This is a genomic window from Dactylosporangium sp. NPDC006015, assembly GCF_040614215.1.
Classification (GTDB): Bacteria; Actinomycetota; Actinomycetes; order Mycobacteriales; family Micromonosporaceae; genus Dactylosporangium; species Dactylosporangium maewongense.
This window is the reverse complement of record NZ_JBEXUD010000021.1, coordinates 61,560-82,533: the sequence shown is the minus strand read 5'-3', so window position 1 is coordinate 82,533 and position 20,974 is coordinate 61,560. Positions and strand designations below refer to the sequence as shown.

General features: G+C 72.0%; 12 protein-coding genes. 1 reads left to right on the top strand and 11 read right to left on the bottom strand.

The features are described from left to right. Nucleotides 1–6: 6 nt before the first annotated feature. The 11 genes from ABZ321_RS32180 to ABZ321_RS32130 form a co-directional block, all read right to left on the bottom strand. Entirely contained in the window at nucleotides 7–1,518 is a 1,512-nt protein-coding gene (locus tag ABZ321_RS32180; RefSeq protein ID WP_354898276.1) for an ABC transporter ATP-binding protein, read from the bottom strand. Further along, complete coding sequence (locus tag ABZ321_RS32175) at nucleotides 1,515–4,223, bottom strand: cysteine peptidase family C39 domain-containing protein (RefSeq protein ID WP_354898273.1); 2,709 nt, start codon at nucleotides 4,221–4,223, stop codon at nucleotides 1,515–1,517. Before ABZ321_RS32175 ends, ABZ321_RS32180 begins: the two co-directional genes overlap by 4 nt. A 2-nt stretch (nucleotides 4,224–4,225) precedes the next feature. Beyond that, on the bottom strand, nucleotides 4,226–5,320 hold the full coding sequence (locus tag ABZ321_RS32170; RefSeq protein ID WP_354898270.1) for a tetratricopeptide repeat protein: 1,095 nt from the start codon (nucleotides 5,318–5,320) through the stop codon (nucleotides 4,226–4,228). A 110-nt stretch (nucleotides 5,321–5,430) separates the two neighbouring features. Beyond that, the gene (locus tag ABZ321_RS32165; RefSeq protein WP_354898267.1) at nucleotides 5,431–5,697 is read right to left on the bottom strand and encodes a hypothetical protein; all 267 of its coding nucleotides are present in this window, start codon (nucleotides 5,695–5,697) and stop codon (nucleotides 5,431–5,433) included. 334 nt (nucleotides 5,698–6,031) lie between these two features. Next, entirely contained in the window at nucleotides 6,032–7,060 is a 1,029-nt protein-coding gene (locus ABZ321_RS32160) for a hypothetical protein (RefSeq protein WP_354898264.1), read from the bottom strand. 22 nt (nucleotides 7,061–7,082) lie between these two features. Further along, entirely contained in the window at nucleotides 7,083–13,985 is a 6,903-nt protein-coding gene (locus ABZ321_RS32155; protein ID WP_354898261.1) for a polymorphic toxin-type HINT domain-containing protein, read from the bottom strand. 448 nt (nucleotides 13,986–14,433) lie between these two features. Then, a complete protein-coding gene (locus ABZ321_RS32150) occupies nucleotides 14,434–15,501 on the bottom strand; it encodes a hypothetical protein (RefSeq protein WP_354898258.1) in 1,068 nt (355 codons plus the stop codon). 3 nt (nucleotides 15,502–15,504) lie between these two features. Beyond that, nucleotides 15,505–16,614: an SPFH domain-containing protein gene (locus tag ABZ321_RS32145; protein WP_344500612.1), complete on the bottom strand. Its 1,110-nt coding sequence runs from the start codon at nucleotides 16,612–16,614 to the stop codon at nucleotides 15,505–15,507. A 160-nt stretch (nucleotides 16,615–16,774) separates the two neighbouring features. Further along, nucleotides 16,775–17,725, bottom strand: coding sequence for a glycosyltransferase family 2 protein (locus tag ABZ321_RS32140; protein ID WP_344500610.1), 951 nt, complete (start codon nucleotides 17,723–17,725; stop codon nucleotides 16,775–16,777). Between the two features lie 191 nt (nucleotides 17,726–17,916). After that, nucleotides 17,917–18,717 (bottom strand): class I SAM-dependent methyltransferase, encoded by an 801-nt coding sequence (locus ABZ321_RS32135; RefSeq protein WP_354898253.1) that lies wholly within the window; start codon nucleotides 18,715–18,717, stop codon nucleotides 17,917–17,919. Further along, complete coding sequence (locus tag ABZ321_RS32130) at nucleotides 18,714–19,874, bottom strand: glycosyltransferase (protein ID WP_354898250.1); 1,161 nt, start codon at nucleotides 19,872–19,874, stop codon at nucleotides 18,714–18,716. The genes ABZ321_RS32135 and ABZ321_RS32130 overlap by 4 nt, the downstream gene beginning before the upstream one ends. Before the next feature lie 94 nt (nucleotides 19,875–19,968). Between ABZ321_RS32130 and ABZ321_RS32125 the strand changes: the two genes are divergently transcribed. Then, nucleotides 19,969–20,967, top strand: coding sequence for a lysylphosphatidylglycerol synthase domain-containing protein (locus tag ABZ321_RS32125; protein WP_344500604.1), 999 nt, complete (start codon nucleotides 19,969–19,971; stop codon nucleotides 20,965–20,967). Nucleotides 20,968–20,974: the final 7 nt, after the last annotated feature.

The window sequence follows — 20,974 nt, the reverse complement described above, 5'->3', positions numbered from 1 at the left end:
CACCGCTCACTGGCGGATGACCAGCAGCGTCCTCGCGCGTTCCCGGGCGACCGCGAGCGCCCGCTCCAAGGTGTGCGGGTCGAGCGCGCCGAACGTCTCGTCGAGCACCAGCACCTCCGGCTCCTGCAGGAGCGCCCGGGCCAGGAACACCAGCGACCGTTCGCCGTGGGACAGCTGCCAGCCGGTCTCACCGACGATCTGCGCGAGCCCGGACGGCATCCGGTCGAGCAGGTCGCCGAGGCCGAGGGCGCGGCAGACCGCGTCGGCGTCGGCGAGGTCGCCGGGCGTGGCCGGCCAGCCGCGACCGATGAGCAGGTTGAGCGCGAGCGGGCCGAGCATCAGGTGGTTGTGGTCCGGCTGCGGGACGGTCAGCACCCGGCGGCGCCACCCGGCGGCACCGACCTCGGCCAGCGTCACGCCGTGCAGGCGCAGGACGCCGCTGGACGGGGCGCGCTGCCCGCCGAGCAGTCCGGCGAGGGTCGACTTGCCGCTGCCGGACGCGCCTTCCAGCAGGATCCGGTCGCCGGCGTCGACCCGCAGCGTGACCCGTTGCAGGACCGGCCGCTCACGCCCGGGATAGGTGTAGCCGACGTCCTCGGCCTCCAGCAGCGGGACACCGTCCGTCCCGTCCGGACACAGTGGACCGTCCTCTGTGGAGCCGCTGGGCAGCAGCGGACGCAGCGCGTCCCAGGCGCATCTGGCGTCGGCGACCCCGGCCAGGCCGCCCACCAGCCGGCCCAGCGCGCCGAAGGTGAACAGCACGCCGCCCGCCGCGGCGGCCACGCTCACCCGGTCCGCGCCCTGCGCGGCCCGCGCCGCGAGCAGCACGACGCCGGTCAGCGCCCAGCCGCGCGGCACCAGCGCGGTGAGCGCCGTCCAGCTGCGGTCCATCCGGCGGGCCAGCGTGGCGTACAGGTCGTGGGTGCCGTCGCCGGGCGGGTCGTCGGGCTGCTGCACGGCCCGCGTCCGGTGCCCGGCGACCTGCTCGGCGAGCGTGTTGCCCAGCGCCAGCCGGACCGCGCTCCACCGGCGGCGGCGCTGCTCGTACCGGCGCAGCAGCACCGCGGCGACCACCAGCCAGGCGGCCAGCAGCAGACCCGCGACCGGCCCGAGCGCGGCGGTGAGCAGCACACCGGCGAGCACCAGCTCCAGCCCGCCGGCCAGCCCGGCCAGCGCGCCGCCGACCGCGAGGTCCTCCAGGCTCTCCGCCTCCAGGACCCGGCCGAGGAGGTGGCCGGTGCCCTCACGCCGCACGTGGGACTCGTCGAGCGCCAGCGCGCCTCGCAGCAGCCGGCCGCGCAGCCGGCGGCCGATCACCGTCGCCAGCTCGCCCTGCAGCCGGACCGCCGCCGCCCGGCAGAGCAGGCTCCCGGCGAGCGCGGCGGCCCAGAGCGCGATGCTACGGCCGGTGACGTCGCCGTCCAGCGCGGCGCCGCCGAGCACCAGCCAGGAGCCGAGGAACAGTCCGTACTGCGCGGCGTGGCAGACCGCGAACGCGACCGCGAGCACCCGGATCACGCGTCCACCTCCACCGCGACGGTGCCGCCGGCGACCCGCACGCGCCGCCACGACGGGTCCGCGAACCGCGCGTCGACGGTGCTCTCCGCGTCGAGCAACGCGCGGAACCGGGACGCCGGATCGGCTGCGAGCGCCGAGGGGATGCCGTCCTCGGCGATCCGTCCACCGTCGACCACCAGGACCCGCGGGAAGGTCAGCGTGTCGGCGACGTCATGGGTGATGAACAGCAGGGTCGCGCCCGGCCACCAGCCGCGGGCCCGGGCCAGCAGCTGCCGGCGCCGGTCCCGGCTCAGCCCGCGGAACGGCTCGTCGAGCAGGACCAGCCGCCGGTCCGGCTGGTTGCGGGCGCGACCGAGCCGGACCCGCTGCGCCTCGCCGCCGGACAGCAGCCCGCCGCGCTCGCCGAGCACTCTGAAGAGTCCCGAGCCGGGCCCCGGAGCGAGCTCCGGACCACGTCCCGTGCCGGGCCCTGTGTCGAGCGCGTCGACGACCGGCCCGAGGTCGGCGTCGATGATTGCGCCGGACAGTGGCGCCACCGGGTCGCCGCCGTAGCGGAGGTTGTCGGCGAGGGAGGCGTTCCACAGCGTCACGCCCGGCTCGACCCATGCGGTCACCCGGCGCAGCGCGGCCGCGTCGAGCGCGACGCCGTCGACCTCCACGACCCCGGCCGCGGCGGTATGCCAGCCGAGCAGCAGCCCGGCGAGCGTTGACTTGCCCGAGCCGGACCGGCCGACGACGGCGATCTGCGCGCCCGCGGGCACGTCGAGGTCCGTCACGCTCAGGATCGGCCGCCCGCCGGCGACCACCTCGACATCGCGAAGCCGAAGGCGTGTACCCCTGGGATGCGGACGGTCCGCAGTGGCCGGCGGCTCGGCGGCGGCCGGCGGCTCAGCGGCGGCCGGCGGCTCGGTGATGGCCGGCGGCTCAGTGATGGCCGGCGTCGCGAAGGGCTCGACGAGGCGCAGGGTGACGCTGCGCAGTCCGGGAAACCGTCGGGCCAGCACCGCCAGCTGCTGGCCCAGGGCCGGGATCGCCGCCGCCCAGTACACCAGGAGCAGCAGCGCGGCGGGGTCGGTGACCCGGCTGGTCGCCCCGGCCAGCAGCCACGCGACACAGCCCAGCCCGATCGCGCCCTGGACCAGGTCCGCAGCGGCGGCGGTGCGGTGCACGGCGCGGACGGCCGCGGCCCACGGGCCGAGCATCCGCTCGTGCATGCCCTGCACCACCGCCTCGGCCCGGTGCGCGCGGATCGCGGTCAGGCCGGTGAGCGCGTCGAGGTAGCAGCGGGCGATCGCCCCGACGTGGCTGCGCATCCGCAGGTCGCGTTCCGCCTGCACCGGCAGGAACAGCCAGCCGGCGAGCGTGCCGAGCACCGCCGCGCACGCGGCCGGCAGGGCGCTGCGCGGGTCGACGAGCCCGATGACGACCGGGAGCAGGAGCAGCAGGGTGCCCGTGCGGGCGGCGTCGACGACGAGCGCCGGCAGCTCCCGCAGGCGGTGCAGCCGGTGTGCCCGCTCGGCCAGGTCGGACAGGGGACGGCTGCGGATGTACCGGTCGGGCAGGCGCGGCAGGCGGCCGGCGAGCGCGGTCCGCAGGCCCTGTTCGAGGCGACGGCCGGTGGCGGCGACCTGGCCGGCCACGACGCCGTCCAGCGCGAGCAGCGCCACCGCGAGCGCGACGAGCGCCGGCACGACCCGGCCCGGGTCCGCGGAGAGCAGCGCGCGCACGAGCACCACCTCGGCGAGGACGCCGGCCGCCGCGAGGACGGCACCGGCGGCGACCGCGGCAAGCCGGAGACGACCGAGGCCGCGCAGCCGCTCCCACAGGAAGCGCGACGGTGCGGGGTCCGGCCCGGCGAGCGCGGCACGCAGGTCCGGCGGAAGCGCGGCCGGGTCCGGAGGGTCGCCGGCCCGGCCGCGCACGGCGACAAGGACCGCGCCGCGGATCGTGACCGTGCCCGACTCGTCCAGCTCCGCGTCCGGCTCCGGCTCCAGCTCCGGCGATGGCTCCGGCGATGGCTCCGGCGATGGCTCCGGGCGGGCGAACCAGTGCTCGTCGGCGATCGACGCCGGATCGTCGGCGAGTGCCCGCACCGCCGCCTCACCGCGCACGCCGGTGGCCGCGGCCTGGCGGGTGGCCGCGTCCAGCGCGGCGAGCGGCTGCCAGCCGTCCCGGGCCGCATAGTCGTCCAGGACGGTCCCGGGCACGCGTACGCGCGACAGCAGCGCCCGCAACGGGTCGCCGAACGCGGCCGATCGGATCCAGCGCTCGAACGCGTCGGCCGGGACGCCGAACTCGTGCAGGTACAGCTCGTCGCGCCGGAACGCCGCGGCGGGCACCCAGCGGCGGCCGACCGCCGGGTCCATGATCTGCAGCAGCCCGCCGTGCCGCCGCCAGACGACCACGAAGTGCGTGAGACCGTCGGGGTTGCGGCTGACGACGATCGCCGGCAGCGCGCCCGCGGCGTCGAGCTCGAGATGGTCGGCCGGCAGCATCACCTGCTGGACCTGCAGGCCGAGCTGCGCGGCCGCGTCTTCCAGCGCGTCGATCGAGGTGCCGTCGACGTCGGTCTGGCAGGCGTCGCGCAGGCGGGCATAGCCGGCCCGGATGCCGAACCCGGCGAGCAGGCTGGTCAGCGTCGCCGGGCCGCAGTCCATCGTGGAGGTCTGGACCACCTCGGGCGCCAGGAGCCTGCGCGTTCGCATGCTCAGCCCCGCCCGGCAGGTCGCAACGACGCGAGGTTGGTCTCGGCGGCGCGGCGGGCGGGATGTTCGGCGTCGACCGCCGCGGTGAGGATCCGCAGCGCCTCGGTGGCCAGTTCGGTCGCGTGCCGCAGGTCCCCCGCGTCGGCGACGAGGACCGCGAGGTTGTTGAGCGTGAACGCGAGCTCCGGATGGTCCGGGCCCAGCGTCGCGCGTTTGCCGGTGAGGGCCTGCCGGTAGAGCGCGCCGGCCTCGTCGACCCGCCCCTGCGCGGCGAGGACGGCCGCGAGGTTGTGCTGGTTGACGACGACGTCGTAGTGCTCGGGGCCGTACCGGTCGGTGAAGTATCCGACCGCGTCCCGCAGCAGCGGCTCGGCCTCGGCCGGTTTGCCCGCGGCGTGCAGGATCACGCCGAGGTGCGCGGCGTCGGCGACCACGGCGGGGTGATCCGCTGGGTACGCGCGACGGTGCAGCCGCAGCGAGCGGCGCGCGTGCGACTCGGCCTCCGCGGGCCGCCCCCGGCTGTGTTCCAGCCCGGCGAGGTTGTGGCACAGGCCGGCGAGCGCCGGATGGTCCGCACCGTGCCGGGCCGTGAGGGCCGCCTCCACCTGCTGGTAATGCCGCTCGGCGTCCGCGAGGCGCCCGGCGAACTTGTAGAGCACGCCGAGTTCGTTGTGGATGGAGGCGAGCGCGACGTCGTCGTAGGCCTGCGACGCCTGCGCCGCGTGCAGCGCGCCGAGCAGCAGCGGCTCGGCCTCGGTGTACCGCGCCTGGCGCCGCAGCGTGCCGGCCAGCCCGACCCGGGCCGCGACGAGCAGCCGCAGCAGGTCACCGTCGCCGTGCGGCAGCGCCTCCATGACCCCGACGGCCCGGCGGTGGTGTTCCTCGGCGGCGGTGTGCCGGCCCAGCTCGTCCTCGGCGGTCGCCAGCAGCGTCAGTACGTTGGCGAGGTCGGGATGCCCGGGACCGCAGTGCGCCTCGAACGCGGCGAGCGCGGCCCGGCACAGCTGCACCGTCTCCGGGAACCGGTGCAGGGCCATCGCGGACAGTGCCCGGTCGTGCAGTGCGACCGCCTCGTCGAGCGGGTCCGTGATCGTCATGGTCCGGCGTGTCTCCGTGCTGTGGTCCGGCAGGGGTACGGGCTGGGGGCACGGGCCGGCGTCCCGGCGCCGGCCGGGACGGTGCCCGCCCCGGCCGGCGGTCTTCGGTCCTACGCCTGGCTGTGGACGGTCAGCGCCTCGCTGTGCTGGGTGTGGAAGCCGCCGGCCGGCAGCCCCGTGCGGACGGTCAGGGCGGTGCTGTGGTTCAGGATCCGGATCCCGCCGGCCTTGACGGCGCTGCGGACGGTCAGCGCCTCGGTGTGGTTGGCGATACGGATCCCGGCGGTGATGCTGGTCCTGGTGGTCAGGGCCTCCGGCTGCACCGGCGGGCGCCGGTCCGTCTCGCCGTCGGTCTTCTTCGACGTCTGCTCAGACATGCTCACTTCCTTCTGCTCGGATCACACGGGCCGCCGGCGGCGCGTGGCGTCCCGGTCCCCGGGTCGGAGCACGTCTCGCCGGTCGGGTGCCACGAGGGTAGAAGCGCTGTTCCGGCGCGAATTGTCGGTAAGAAGACCACCGAAAAGTGGCCGGGGTCACACCGGTGAGGCCCTCTGCCCCGAATGTGCGTGACCGTCTCCGGGCCGTTGTTCGCACTGATGGCGAGGTCACAGGCACCGCAGGAATCGATCACACCCGGTGTCAAGCGGCCGGGCCCACTGTCACCTTTCCGCCAAACACGAGCGCGTTCGCGCAGCGACCTGTCCGGCGCTGTCAGGCGGCGTCGCGCAGGACCTCGGACGGGTCGGTGTGCAGGGCGCGCAGCAGGGTCCAGGCGGCGTTGTCGGGGACGGTCAGGGCGGCGCTGAGCAGCTGGGCGCTGCCGGCCGGGACGCCGGCCGCGGCGGCGGTGGTGCGGGCCTGGTCCGCCGCGGCGGCCGCGGCGGTGGACCAGGGTGGGTTGTTCGGGTTGGTGCGCCAGGCTCTGCGCCGGGCCGGCCCGGCGACGGCGGGGTCGTCGGTGTCGGTCGCGGTGGTCGCGGCCAGGGCGGCGTCTGCCGAGGTGAGGCCGCGGACCGTCAGGAGGCTGCGGTGGGCCTGCACGGGTCGCAGCCGACGGGCGGCCAGCTCGTCCTCGAAGGCGGCGACGGCGAGCACCAGGTCGGCGGTCGTCACCCGGTCGCGGCCGAGGCGCACCGCCTGCCGGATCGCCTCGAGCTCCAGGTTCGCCAGGACGACGTCGGCGCCGGCGGTCAGCGACGTGTAGGCCGACACCCATCGGGCCGGGGGTTTCTGCTGCGGCTGCGGGTCGGGCGTGACATACCGCCAGTGCAGCAGATAGTCGGTCAAGGGACGCAACGGCCGGTCGTCGTCCTTCGGCCAGGCGATACCGCCGGTGCCGGGCAGGGCGGAGTAGCCGGTGAACAGCACCGCGGCGAGGTCGCCGGTGCCGACGGCGGGCCGGGCGGGCGGGGCCAGGTCGATCGCGCGGCGGATGGCGGCCGGCACGTCGTCGCCCCAGTGGATGGCGTCGCCGGGGCGCCGGCGGCCCGGCGACCTGAACGCCTCCCAGCGCGCCTGCCGGAGGGTGGCGGCGACCTCGAATCCGGCCCAGCCGCCGGGCCGGTCCGCGAGGGGACCGGCGCCGGCGAGCCTGCCCGGGACGAAGTTCGGGATCCTGCGCCGCATGCTTTCCTGGATGTCGTCAGCGCCGATCGTTGCCTGCTGCCGGCTCTTCGCGACCTGGCAGGCACCGACCAGGATCCGGTACAGGCCCTGAGCGACGAACACATGCTGTCCCACGGACGACATCTCTCCTACCCAGCTATTTCGGGTGCCGGATCGCTCGATAGCCCTTCACGTAACCATACGCGAACATGACTCCCCGGCCGCCCCACAGGACGTACCCGCTGAAGGGCTCCTTGATCAGGCCGATCGACGCGCCGAACCGGTCGGTGAAGTTGCTCTGCGCCTGGTAGCCGGTGTTCACGCCGTTGCGGTGGGCCAGCGAGCGGTCGAACCAGTTGAGCGGGCGGTGGCTCCGGACGCCGTTGTCGATCTCCCACTTGCGGTGCTTGCCGACGTGGTCGTTCGGTTCGGCCTCCTCGTCCGAGGCGTGCCGCGGCTGGTACTCCTCGGGCTCGCCGTCGCCGGCGCCTTCATCCTCGTCGTCCCCGCAGTTGTGCACGAGGACCGGCTTGCTGCCGGCGAGCACGTAGTACGTGTGGAGCTGCGCGACGGTGAGGTCGTGCATGTACTTCGCGCCGGTCCACACAACGGAGCCGATGACGACGGTCGTGGAGCCGTTCGGCGCGACCAGCTGGTCGCCCGACGCCAGGTCGCCCGCGCGCTGCCACTGGTCGAGCGACTCGTTCCAGAACGGGTGGTTGGCGGTCGTCTCCAGGGTGGCCTTGACACCCGCTCCGTCCACCACATCGAGGGTGGCGAACTCCTTGTCGAGGTTGAGGTGGGTGACCTCGACGGCCTCGGCGCGGGTTTCGCCGGTCTCCGGGTCGGTCGCCAGGACCTCGTCGCCGATCCGGACGTCCTTGATGGCCTTGACGGTGCCGCCCGCCATGAGCACCTTGGTGTCCGGGTCGAAGCTGTGCTTGCACGAATCGCCCGAGTCATCGTCGGTCTTGCCCGGCTTCTCCGGGTCCTTCGAGTCGTCGGTGCCGTCCCCGTCACGCTTGGGCTTGTCGGTGTTCTTGTCGGACCCTGGAACGCCGGAGTCGTTGTCGGGTGGCGAGCCGTTGCTGCCGCCGTTGCCGTCGTGACGGTCGTGGTGTGAGGGTCCGGTGTCGATGCCGGGGATCTTGACGTGGAACTTCTCGGCCAACCGTTTGGCGAGGCCGGCAGCCTTGGCGGACACGCCGCCCGCGCCGCCGGTCAGGGCGGACATCGCCATCTCGACCACGAGCTCGCCGATGGTCACGCCGCACTCGTAAGCGCTGGCGTCACCGCCGATGCACGAGGCGATCTGGTCGCAGATCCCACTGAGTGCGCAGGCCCAGCCCATGAGCCAGTTGCCGGTCTTCTCCTCCCACTTCTTCGCGTCGCCCTCCATGGCCTTCCAGGCGCCCTTGGGGTCCTGGAACATCTTCTTGAGGCCGCGGTACATGGCGAGGATGTTGATGGCGTTCCACATGCCCTTGAGCAGGCCGCGGAGGAAGTCGCCGGCGTCGGACTTCAGGCCGCTCGGGTCCGACCACGTGGTCGGGTTGTTGTTCGAGTACGAGTAGCCGTGCAGCTGTTGCGGGTCGTTGAAGTCGACGATCGGGTCGACGGAGATGAACCGCCCGGTGTTCGGGTCGTACTCGCGGGCGCCGAGATGCACCAGGCCGGTCGGATCGGTGTCACCGCCGACGAATCCCTTCTTGTTCGGCCACGTCACCGCGGCGCCACGGGCTTCGCCGTACGGCGTCTGGCGGCGGCGGGTCACGGTCTGCGCGGCGTCGGCGCTGATCGCGACGGTGCCGGTGCCCTGCTGGTCACCGCAGAGCCAGGCGATCCCGCCGCCGGTCCGCTGCCCCACGACCTGACCGTTGAACATGTAGTAGCGGGTGGCCGACAGGAAAGCGCCGGTGAGCCGGATCTCCATCCCGCCCAGGTACAGGGTGGCGCCGGTGCCGTCCTTCGCCAGCAGCCGGTTGCCGGTCCCGTCGTAGACGTACGAGGTGGTGCCGGTCGGGTCGGTCACCGAGGTGAGGTGCCCCTCGGCGTCCCACTGCAGGTCCTGCTGACCGTTCGGCCCCGGCCGGGAGACGGTGTTGCCCGTCTTGTCGTACTCGAAGGTCGAGGTCTTGAGGACCTGCCCGGTGGAGTTCTTGAGCGTGGAGCCCTTCAACAGGTGCGGCTGGGTGCCGGCGACGCCCTGGTTCGGGTACGTGTAGTCGGTCGTCTGCAGTCCGGTCGGGGTGAGGTGGTCGATCTCCTTCAGCCGCGAACCCGTCCGCCCCTTGGGGTCGGTGGCGGCACCGAAGTCCCACTCCTGCCAGTACGGTGCCGGACCGCCCATCGTCGTGGACGCGGGCGCGGTGGAGCAGTCACCGCTCTGCGGGGTCCACGCCTGCTTGAGCCGGCGCACGTGGTCGTACTCGAAGCACTGCGTGTCCCGCTGCCCGTTGAGCGGGTTGTCGTCGATCTTGATCAGGTTGCCGGCGGGGTCGTACTTGTACTCCGCGTCCGCGACGTACGCGGAGCCGACCGACTTGAGGACCGCCTGCCGTTTGATCCGGTGCGTGACGTCGTCGTACTCGGACTTGCTCTGCACGAAGGGTGCACCGGTCAGCGCCGTGGACCGGATCACCGAGCTCGACTCGCCGAACTCCGTGTAGGTGGCGTCGGTGACGTAGTGGGTCACGTCGCCGTAGTTCGTGCTCAGCGCCTTCGGCAGCGCAGAGGTGCTGTCGTACTCGTACGTCAGCGTCTCACCGGCGAGGTTGCCCGTGGTCGGCAGCACGACCGTGTTCGGGCTGCCGTCGACCTTGTACGTCATGCGCACCGAGTACGACGTGCCCAGCAGACCCTCGGAGGTCGGGATGGTCACCCGGGTCTGGGTCGGCCGGTACAACGTGTCCGCGGTGATGAGTTCGGTCTTGTACTCGCTGGTGCCGACGAACCGGGACACCGACTTCGTCAGACCCTTCGCGGGCAGGTCGTAGACCGTCTTCGTCCGCAGCGCTCCGGTGATGCTGCCGTCGCGGGTCGTCTCCGGCCGGCCGAGGTCGTCGTAGGTGAAGGCCAGGATCCGGTTCTCGGCGTCCTTGCTGGTCTCCACCTCGTCCCAGGCGTTGTACGTCAGCTCGACCGCGCCCTTGTCCGGATCCACGGACTTCTTCAGCCGGCCGAGGTCGTCGTACTCGTAGGACCACACGTTGCCGGACGCGTCGGTGACCTTCTCCAGCTGGCCGGTCTTGCCGTACCCGTAGCTGAGCTCGTCGTACGTGCCGGTCGGCGTGCCACCGTGGTACTGACGCAGCTTCGTCGTCTGCCCACGGTTGTCGGTGAACGTCGCACCCGCGGTCCCACCCAGCGGCGGCGTGACCGTCGTGTAGTCGCCGTAGTAGTTCACGAGCGTGCCCCACTTGCGCACGTTCTCGGAGTACAGCGCGGTCTCCGTCGTGCGGCCCAGCGTGTCGAACGAGACCCGGGTCTGCGCCGGCACGTCGAGATCCGCCGGCTGGTGCAGGGTCGTGCCGGCCGTGCCGGTGGTGTCGTAGGCCTGGTTGGTCTTCCACACCCGGCCGAACGAGTCGTAGAAGTTGGTGTCGGCGATGATCCTGCCCCCACCGACCGCCTGGGTCTGCTTCTGCCGGGGCCGCAGCAGCCCGTCGTACAGGTCGAACAGCGACTGGTAGTTGCCGTTCGCGTCCTGGGCGCGGGTCTCGACGGCGTTCACCGAGGTTTTGCTGATGGTGTACCGGTATTCGACGCTGGGCGTGTTCAGGTTGCTGGCCTGCGCCCGGTCGGCGTACCACACCTTCGTGCGACGCCCGAGCCCGTCGTACTGCGCCGAGGTGATCCGGGTGTTGATGTCGGACTCGGTGAGCACCTCGCCGTGGGCGGGGTCGATGGTGACCGTGGTCTCCCACAGCTTCGGGTTCTTCGTCGTCATCCCGACCAGCGGACCACCCGTCGCCGGCGAGTAGTCGGTCTTCGACAGCCGTCCGGCGATGTCGGTCGACTCGGTCGTGCGGCCGTGCACGTCGTGCTTGTACGTGCCGACGGTCTGGAACTGGACGTTGCCGCCGTTCCAGGCGCTCATCCGCTCGATCTTCGTGACCAGACCCGTCGTCGGCGTCGCGCCGTACGCCAGGTCGTCATACGTGAACCGCATGTCGGAGATGACCTGATCCGCCGCGGACGGCGCACTCGCCGAGCAGTCACCGGCCCAGGACCGCACCCGCTTCACCGAGTGCAGAAGCCACACGTTCGGGTCGGTGTTCGGCAGGTACTCCTGCAGCGTGCACTTGTCGTCGGTGGTGTCGGCGGGGTTGCCGAGGTCCTTCACCTTGAGCGGCACACCCCGCTGATCGTTCTCGGTCACCGTCTCGAACCGGCGCCACTGGTTGTTGCTGATCGAGGCCCGGGTCGCGGTCTTCTCGGTGCCCGCGTACCGGGACTCGGTGACGACGTTGTTGATCGTCCGGCTCGCGGCGGCCGTCGTCGACCGCCACGGCGTCGTCACCGTGCCGGCGTTGACCGCACCGTCCAGATAGACGAGCTGCTCCCGAGGCGACCCGGCGAACTGCTCGTAGTCCGGAAACGGACCACCCTCGAGGCCTTCCACGTTCACCGTGCGGGTGCCGGATGCCGTCTTGTCGCCGTGCATGCCGCGGAAGTACAGGGTCTTCATCACCTGCTGCTTCGCGCCTTCACCGAACTTCGTCTTCACGTACGGGTAGCCGCGCCACTGCCCCCACGACTTGTACTTCGCCTGGACCAGGCCGTCCTCGCCGTCCCAGTGCCACAACGGGAGATTCTGCGGGTTCTCGTACTCGTAGAACGTCTTCGTCGCACTGCCACCGGCGGTCAGGTCGATCTGCTGCACCGAGTCGACCACGTACGTGTGGAAGTAGTCCGTCCTGGGCTGCGTGTACCCCTGCGGCACCCACTTCACCGGATAACACCGCAACGTGTTGCTGTCCAGCGCGTTCACGTTCGGCAGCCGTCCCGGGTTCACACAGTCGGGGTCGCTGTAATCAACAGCGATCTCCGCACCCGCCTCGGTCCGGATGGACGTGATGCGCCACCAGTTCATCGCGGGCGCGAAGTCCGACCACACCGCGTCGACCCGGTTGGGCAGCTGGATGCCCTCGAACGTCACCTCGGGAAGCGTCACCGCGGTGCCGTTGAGGCCCTTGTGGGTGATGCCTTCCAGCCACAGACCGGCGCGGGTGCCGTCGCCCGGGTCGGGGAACGACTGCCGCAGGATCCACTGGTCTACGTCCTGGTAGCCGGACCCCTTCCGCACCTTCGTGGTGACGCTGGTGAGCCGCTTGCTGCTCCAGAACGACGGCCCCGACTGCCAGCACGTCCCGCTCGACGCGCAGTTCTGGTCCCACGGCGTGTCCGGCCAGTTCGTCTTGTCCTTCGTCCCACAGTTCGCCGTCACGCACCGATCCGACACACCGAAGTGCACCTGCGCCGGCGCGGCCGTCCCCGTGTACGCCGAGTCCGTCCGCACACCGTTCACGACGGTGCGGTTGTCGGTGCCGTAGTCGATCCGCACCGGGTACGCGTCACGGTGATAAACGACCGGCGAGTTCTCCTGCTTGTTCTTCGCGTAGTAGTTCGTGTCCCGCGCGTACCACAGCGACGCCGTGTTCCCGTACACGTCCTCGATGTAGTCGAGGTTCCACCGGTACGCCTGGGTGCAGAACGACGCCGCGAACGTCGCAGCCTTGCACGGCTCGCCCGTCTGGTTACCGGCGACCGGAACGGTCTGGACCGAGTTGGTCTCCAGCTTCCCGGCTGTCCAACCCTGCAACCGGCTCCGCCCGAAGAAGTACTTCGTGCCGTCGGACGCGGTGACCTTCCAGTACTCACCGTTGTCGTCACCGTTGGTGTTGGCCCCGCCGACCACCTTCTCGATCCGCGACCCGTCATCCTGCACCGGATGCCACAGACCGTTGGCGTCCTTGAGCAGCTCGCCACCGCCGCCGTTGAGCGACATCACCGCATTGTCCGTGGCCCAGCACAGGTCACCGGTGTCCTCGGTGTTGTTCCCGTTGGTCTTGTCGTCCGCGCAGCCCACGTACCGGCGCTCGATGAAGCCCGTGTCGTACGAGAACCCCTCACCGATCCAGCCCGGCTGGTTGTTCGACGCCGCCTGCCGGCCATCCACCGACTGCGACGAGTAACTCAACCCCACCGTCGGGGCGGGTCCACCGACCGCCGGCGGGACGCGCATCGGGTAGGACCAGGAGAACCCGCCGGCCGAACCACCGTGCGACCACGTCGAGGACGGCGCGAGGGTCGTGGCACCGAAGTCACCAGCACCGCCTGACGGCCCCGCCGCCAGGGCCACCGTGACACTGCCCGAGGTCAGCTTCGATGCGGCCGCGGTCGTGACGGCCGCCGGCAGCGTCACCTCACCGGACACCGTCTTCGTCTTCACGTTGTTGTCGGACTTCACCGGCACCGGCCGGCACGCCGCGTCATCCGGGGTGGTCTGGTGGCACTCCGGGACGACCAGGAGCCGCAGCCGGCTCCCCCAGTCCGCACCGAACGCCGACTCGAACGCCGCGTAGCTCGTCTCCAGCTTCACCGCACCCGTGGCGGCGGCGTTGTCGGTCCGCGCGACCCGGAACATCACACCCTGCACACCCGCCGCGTGGACCTCGTCCTGCGACAGCGTCTGCACCCGGACCCGCTCCGGACCCTTCGCGCCGGCCACCACCCGCAACGGCGCACCAGGCACCGACACCGACGTCTCCGCCGGCGACGCGCTGCCAGAGGCCCGCAGCTGCGACCGCGCCGCGGCGATGTTCACGTCCGCGGTCGCAGCGGCCGGCCACTGCACCGAGCCGACCGACGCGCGACGCGCCGCCGCCGATGCCGTCCCCGGCTGCGGCTCCTTCACCGCCACCGTGCCACCAGGCACATCCTTGTAGCGCTGCGCCGCCTCAGGCTTCGTCACCTTCGGCGCCGCCTGCACCGGCGGCACGACAAGGTTGGTGGCGGCCAGCGACAGGATCGCAGACGCGGCGACGACACGCGTCACGCGCCCGAACAGACGTCGAGACCGGCGTGGCAGCAATGGCAGGGCAGGGCTGAAGGACACGGTTCCTCCGCAGCAATGGGTGAGCGGCCACCGTCCACAAGTGACGGCGGCTGGGCGAAAGTCGAACGACGGCAGATGAAGAAGAGGAATCCGGCCGGTCTACGCCGGCATACAGAGCATCCGCGGACTCAATGTCGGCCGCTGTCTCGAGCGCAGCGCGCACCCATCACTGAACATGTGAAGCCTCCCCGTCAGGCCCATGCAGTCGCACCGGGATCAATACCCGGGCAGGGCGAAATCTAGGGGCTCACATCCACCGAAGTCAAGGTCTCGCCTTGTGTACGCGCCACGGCTCCGCCGAGCTCGTACTGCTCAGGCACGAAAATGAGGGCTTCCGCAGGCTTGTGACCTGTGGAAACCCTCACGCTTTCGGGACGGCGGGATCGCGCTATCGGCGTAGGACGAAGAACGCGACGATGGCGGCGATGAGCAGGACCGCGGCGGTGATGGCGGCGGCGATCTTTGCGGTGCTGTAGGGGCGTTCGCCGGCTACCTCGCCCGTGCGGCCGTTGACCTGGATGTTGTAGGTCTTGCCGGCGTAGATGTAGCAGGCCAGCCAGACCGGCAGGAGCATCAGCTTGAAGGTCAGGTCGTGGTACTCGGTGTCGACGTGGTCGACGCGCTGCTCGTCGCCGCCGATGTCGTGGCGGCAGTCCTGCTCGATGGCCGGGGCGATCTTGCGCTTCGCCTGTTCCAGGCCGGTTTCGGGTTCGACGTCGTAGCGGAGCGTCTCGTGGCCCGCCAGGTACTGGGCGTGGAAGGGCTGGGCGTCGGGCAGCGGCCACGGCTCCAGGGCGTCGAGGTGCTCCTGGGTGACCTTGGTCGTGCCGGTCACGAGCACGTCGTCGAAGGCGCGCCCGACGGTGCCGCTCGCGTGGTGCCACCGGGTCTTGCGCACCTGGCGGGTCTTCGTCTCGCCGTTCTCGGTGTAGGTCTCCGTCACCCAGTAGTGCTCGCCGCGCTGGCCCTGGTAGTGCGAGACGGTCCGGGTGTCGTAGGTCCAGTGCGGCAGGTAGGTGCTCTTCGCGGACTCGGCCTCGGAGACCTTCTTCAGCCCGTTGGGTGCGAACCAGCGCGACGCCGCCCACGTGCGCAGCTGCTCACGCAGCTGCTGCTTGGTGAGGGTGAACGGCAGGACCGCCTCGGGCACGACCTGGTCGCCGGGGTTGACCTCGGCGACGACGGCCGCGCCGCAGAACCGGCAGCGGTCGGAGATCGCGTCGGACTCGGTCGCCGCGCCGCAGTTCTGGCACTTGAAGACGTGCTTGGCCAGCAGCGCGATCGGCTTGCGGGGCAGGCCGGCGAACTGGTTCCAGTCGTGCTCGGCGATCTGGCGGGTGGCTGGGGCGATCTGGGTCTCGTGCCCGCAGTACGGGCACCGCAGCGCGGTGGTGCCGGGCGCGAACTCGACGTTGGCGCCGCACCCGGCGCACGGGTACTGCGTCTGTGTGATCACGGCTCAGCCCTGCGGCGGCAGCGGCGGCGGGACGGCGGCGAAGAGCGCACCGAGCTCGGCGACCTGACCGGCGGGGGTCCACTGCGCCATGCCGTTCTTCCAGACCAGCGTGGTGCGGCTGACGGTGCCCGACCGGACCTGCGCGCCGAGCGCGTCGAGGTCGAACGGCCCCGCCTGCTGGCCGTTGACGCCGGCGAACCACTGGTCCTGCTGCGGCAGTGGCGGCGGGCCGGCCGGCGGTGGAGGGGACGACACCGGCTGGTTGAGCGCGTTCGCCATCCGCTGCCCGGCGGCCATGCCCAGGCCCAGGCCGAAGCCCTCGCCGGCGCCGCCGCCCGGGTTGTTGGCGGCGTCCTCCATGGCGTTGGCGGCCTGGAACGTCGTGTAGGCGTTCAGGTTGCCGACCACGCCCATGGAGGTGCGCTTGTCGATGGCCTCCTCGACCTCCGGCGGCAGGGAGATGTTCTCGATGATGAACTTCGGGATCTGCACGCCGTACCCGGTCAGCTCCTCGGTCAGCACCCCGGCGAGCTTCTGCCCGATGACCAGCTGCTGCGCGGCCAGGTCGAGCGCCGGCACCTGCGCCGCCGCGAGGGCGCTGCCGAGGTGGCCGACGATGAGCTGGCGCAGGAACTCCTGCACCTCCTCGGTGCGGAACTGCGGGTCGGTGCCGACCAGCTCCCGCAGCAGCTTCGCCGCGTCGACGACCCGCAGCGAGTACGCGCCGAACGCCCGCAGCCGGACCATCCCGAACTCGGCGTCGCGCATCATCACCGGGTTCTGCGTGCCCCACTTGAAGTCGGTGAACTGCCGCGTGTTGACGAAGTAGACCTCGGCCTTCCACGGCGAGTCGAACCCGTACTTCCAGCCCTTGAGCGTGGTCAGGATCGGCATGTTCTGCGTCTGCAGCGTGTACGTGCCGGGAGTGAAGACGTCGGCGACCTGGCCCTCGTTGACGAACACGGCCGTCTGCGACTCGCGCACGATCAGCTTGGCGCCCATCTTGATCTCGTTCTGGTACCTCGGAAAGCGCCAGACGATCGTGTCACGACTGTCATCGAGCCACTCGATGATGTCGATGAACTCGCCTCGTAGCTTCTCCACCAAACCCATGACGGGCGCTCCTAACTCCGCATGCACCGTTCACACCGCGGCCAGACCATAGAGAATCCCATGATCCCGGACAAGCACCATAGACACTGTGTCGGCTTGTCGGCACTCACCGCGGGCACCTGGCACTCAGCCATCTGGCACTACCGGGTGGGCGGTCCGCCTACGGCTCGGGCCGGGACCGCACGATGAGGTCGGCGAGCAGGGCGAGCGACCCGATGATCAGACCGGTCAGGAAGATCATGACGGTGTTGTTCGCGAGCCTGATCGGGTGGACCGCGAGATCGAAGATGCTCTTGACGACGCCGATCATGACGAGCCACAGCGCGAGCGGCATGAGGGCCTTGAGCGGATCGAAGTACATCACCATCCGCAGGACCTGGAGGATGTACCGGTAGGCGTCGGCGATGAACCGGAACTTCGACGTGCCCGCGCGCTTCGCGTATTCGATCGGCACGTAGAGGATGTGATGCTGGTTGGACAGGAACGCCAGCGTGATGGTGGTGACGCAGGAGAACCCCGGGGGCAGCAGCCGCAGGTAGGGCTGCGCGACCTCGCGGCGGAAGGCCCGCATCCCGGAGTTGAGGTCAGGGATCGACTGGCTGGTGAGCCACTCGGCGATCTTGCGGATGACCCACTTCGCCGGGACCCGCAGCAGCTTGTGGCTGCCCTCCTCGGTCGTGCGCGCGCCGACGACCTGGTCGATGCTCGGGTCGTCGTGCAGCAGGCGGACGAGCTCGGGAATCCGGGTGTTGGGGTAGGTGAGGTCCGCGTCGGTCCAGACCACGATGGCGCCCGCGGCCATCCGGGACCCGAGCCGGCGGACGGTGCCGGATCCGCCGTTGCGGTGCAGCGCGACGACCTTGAGGTGCGGGAACGACGGTTCGGCCTCCCGGAGCACCTCGAGGGTGGCGTCGGTCGACGCGTCGTCGATCGCCAGCAGCTCGTAGGTGTAGCCGGACTCGTCGAGCGCGGCGCAGATCCGTTCGATCTCCTGGCGCACGTGCGCCTGCTCGTTGTAGCACGGCAGCACGACCGTGACGTCGAGGCTGCTGCTGGAACGGGCCGGCACGCTCCCGCCGCCCGCGATCGGGACCTGTTCTGTCAACGTCACTGCTGCCTCACTCGTGGACGGTGGTGCCGGCACAGCGTGCCGTTTTGCGTTCGGGTGCTCGCGCCGGGGCTACGGCACAGGGGGTGACCGTCACAGTAGGCCGCTCCGGTGCCGGTCGCGAACCAGGGCGGCCTCGGTGAGGTGTATCACTCGCCCCGCCCTTGCCCGGGCGGCCGCACGCCGGTGACGGTCTACGGTCCCGCCGGCCGGCGGGCCGCGGCGACCAGGCCCGGCCCGGTCTTCGGGAAGGCCCGTTGCAGCAGGCGGAAGGGTGCGGAGCCGCACCGGTTCAACGCGCCGCGCAGGCCGGACGAGGGCTGCAGGAGCCGCCCGGATCCGGCGCTGCGCTGCTGCGGTGACGTCGAGCCGGCCGCCCGGAGCCGTCTGCGGGCGATCACGTTCCGGCCGCCTTCCAGCACGTAACCCAGCGGCATCCCGTAGTGACGGATCCGGACGTCGACGAGTCCGGCGGCGGTCAGCAGGTTGTGCAGTGGTCCGGGGTCGTACCGGCGGAAGTGGCCGACGAGCTCGTCCGCGGCGGCGTACCGGCGCTGATACGCGGGCACGGACAGCAGCAGCAGGCCGCCGGGCCGCACCCGCTCGACCCAGGCGGCCAGCGCCGCAGTGTCGTCGTCGAGGTGCTCGAGCACCTCGAACGCGCACACGACGTCGAACTGGCCGGACTCCAGCAGCTCGAGGCGGGCGTTGCGGACCTCTCCCCCGCCGGCGTGGCGCAGCCGCTGCTCCGCCACCGTGAACGACGCGTGGTCGGGTTCGATGCCGAGGTACCGGTGCCGCTGGGCGAGCCTGGCGCCGAAGCCACCCTGCCCGCACCCGATCTCCAGCACGTCCGTCGCGCCGGAGGACGGGAACAGGTGCATGACGGCGTCGTGGCGGAGCCAGCCGTTCGGCGACAGCGGCGCGACGGCGTCCATCCGCCAGGCCGACATCGGCGCCCGCGGTGGCCCGGACCGCACACTCGGATCGCTCATCGACGCCCCCGGGACGCGAGCCGTCCGGCGCCGGCGGGCTCGCCGGCGCCGGAGTCACCGAGACGCTCCCACAGGGGCGTCACGACGTGTTCGGGGGTGAACCGGGCCTCGGCGAGACGGCGGGCGGCCTGCCGCAGCCGGGCCGTCTCGGACCGGTCCGTGGCGAGCCGCCGCAGTGTCGTGGCCAGCGCGTGCGGGTCACCGGCCGGGACGAGCAGCGCCGCGTCGCCGAGGGCGCGCCGCTGCGGCGGGGAGTCGGACGTGACCACGGCGCAGCCGGCGGCCGCACCCTGGAACACCTTGTTGGGCACCACCCGCATCGCCTTGTCGCTGGTGCCGAAGATGCCGAGGCACACGTCGTGCCCGGCGACGAGCGCGGGAAGGTCGCCGGCCGGCACCCAGGGCAGCCAGGCGACGTCGGCGCCCTCGGCGGCGTGCCGGGTCGCCGCCTCGTCCTGCCCCTGCCCGACCATGGTGAAGGTGACGCCCTCCCCCGCCAGCAGGCGCGCCGCTTCGCCGATGACCGTGGCGCCCTGCAGCGGCGTGTAGAGGCCGAAGAACACCACCCGCAGCGCCGGTGCGGCCGGCGCCTGCCGCGCACCGGCGTCCGTGGCCTGCTCCCGGCCGGCCGTGAACCAGGCCGACGGCGCGCCGACGGCGACCGCGACGCTCCGGGCGTGGTGCCGGGCCGGGAGCGCATCGCGGTGTTCGTCGGTGTCGACGACGATGAGGTCGGCGCGGCGGAGCGCGGCCCGGTCGACGGCGGCGAGCAGGCGGCGGCGCAGCCGGCCCCCGAGACGGCGGTCCGCGGCGGTGTCCCCGGCGCCGGTCATGTGGTCCAGCACGATCGGCACCCGCCGGAACAGCAGCCGCGCCAGGTGGACGTCCAGCAGCCCGAGATACCCGACGACGACGGCGTCGACGGCACCGACGCGGCGGGCCGCCCGCGCCAGCGAGACCCAGCGCCGGGCCACCGTGAGGACCAGGCCGGGCAGGCGCCACGGCTGCGCCACCGCCGCCACCCGTGCGGCGGTGCCGACACCGAGCGGGGCGTTGCACTCCACGACGTCGGCGCCGTGACCGCGGAGCCCTTCGGCGAGCACACCGACGCGTGGGTGCATCGCCGTGTCGTACGTGCCGAAGAACAGGACCCGCATGGCGCCCTAGCCTAGGTCATCGCCCGCGGCGGCCTTGGCGCACGTCAGCGGGGACTCCGGCGGCGGCCCGTCGCCAGGACGGTAGGCTCGCCCGGTGCCTGATCGCGGAGCCGAAGCCGGGCAGCCACCCGCGAAGGCCGGCACGCGGAGGCGCATCGCGTCACTCGTCGGGCGAGCACTGACCAACCGCTGGACCAAGTGGTCGCTGCTCGGTGTCGCGGTGGTCGGCGGCGGTGTCGCTGTGGCGCGGCAGCGCGCCGACGTCGGCGCCGCGGTCACGCAGATCGGTGCCGGGGCGACCGCCGCCGCGGCCGCGCTCGTCGCCGTCGGCCTCCTGGCGACGATGCAGGTCTGGCGGACGCTGCTGGGCGGGCTCGGTTCGCCGTTGCCGGTCACCACGGCGGCCCGGATCTTCTTCGTCGGGCAGCTCGGCAAGTATCTGCCCGGGTCGATGTGGCCGGTGGTCGCCCAGATGGAGCTCGCCCACGCCCACCAGGTGCCACGCAGCCGCACCGCGACTGCCGCCATCCTGACGATGGCGGTGTCGCTCGGTGCCGGCCTGGTCACCGCCGCGGTCGTGCTCGCGGCGGGTGCCGGGGCGGTGACCGAGCGGTACTGGTGGGCGCTGCTCGGCGTGCCGGTCCTCGGTCTGCTGCTGCGCCCGAAGGTCGTCAACGCCGTCATCGGGATGGCGCTGCGGGTGCTGCGCCGCCCGCCGCTGCCCCAGCCGCTGTCCGGCCGGACGATCGTCGTGTCGCTGGCCTGGGCGGTGGCGTCGTGGCTGCTGCTGGGCGCGCACGCGTGGCTGCTGAGCTGGCCGCTGACCGGCAGTCCGGGCGGGGTCGCGGCGCTGGCGGTCGGCGGTTTCACGCTGGCCTGGTGCCTGGGGTTCCTGGCGGTGATCACGCCCGCCGGGGCCGGTGTCCGCGACGTGCTGCTGGTCGCGATCCTCGGCGCGCAGCTCAGCACCGGCCAGGCGACCGCCGTCGCGGTGCTGTCCAGGGGACTGCTGACCGCCGGTGATCTGGTCCTGGCCGGGGTGACGGCCGTCGCCGCCTACGTGGCCGGGCGCGACCCCGGCCGGTCACGGTGAGCGACGC

What these genes read in the sequence shown, in the direction of transcription:
- ABZ321_RS32175 (WP_354898273.1), bottom strand. Translation starts at nt 4,223, where the DNA reads ATGCGAACGCGCAGGCTCCTGGCGCCCGAGGTGGTCCAGACCTCCACG.
- ABZ321_RS32170 (WP_354898270.1), bottom strand. Translation starts at nt 5,320, where the DNA reads ATGACGATCACGGACCCGCTCGACGAGGCGGTCGCACTGCACGACCGG.
- ABZ321_RS32165 (WP_354898267.1), bottom strand. Translation starts at nt 5,697, where the DNA reads ATGTCTGAGCAGACGTCGAAGAAGACCGACGGCGAGACGGACCGGCGC.
- ABZ321_RS32145 (WP_344500612.1), bottom strand. Translation starts at nt 16,614, where the DNA reads ATGGGTTTGGTGGAGAAGCTACGAGGCGAGTTCATCGACATCATCGAG.
- ABZ321_RS32135 (WP_354898253.1), bottom strand. Translation starts at nt 18,717, where the DNA reads ATGAGCGATCCGAGTGTGCGGTCCGGGCCACCGCGGGCGCCGATGTCG.
- ABZ321_RS32130 (WP_354898250.1), bottom strand. Translation starts at nt 19,874, where the DNA reads ATGCGGGTCCTGTTCTTCGGCACGTACGACACGGCGATGCACCCACGC.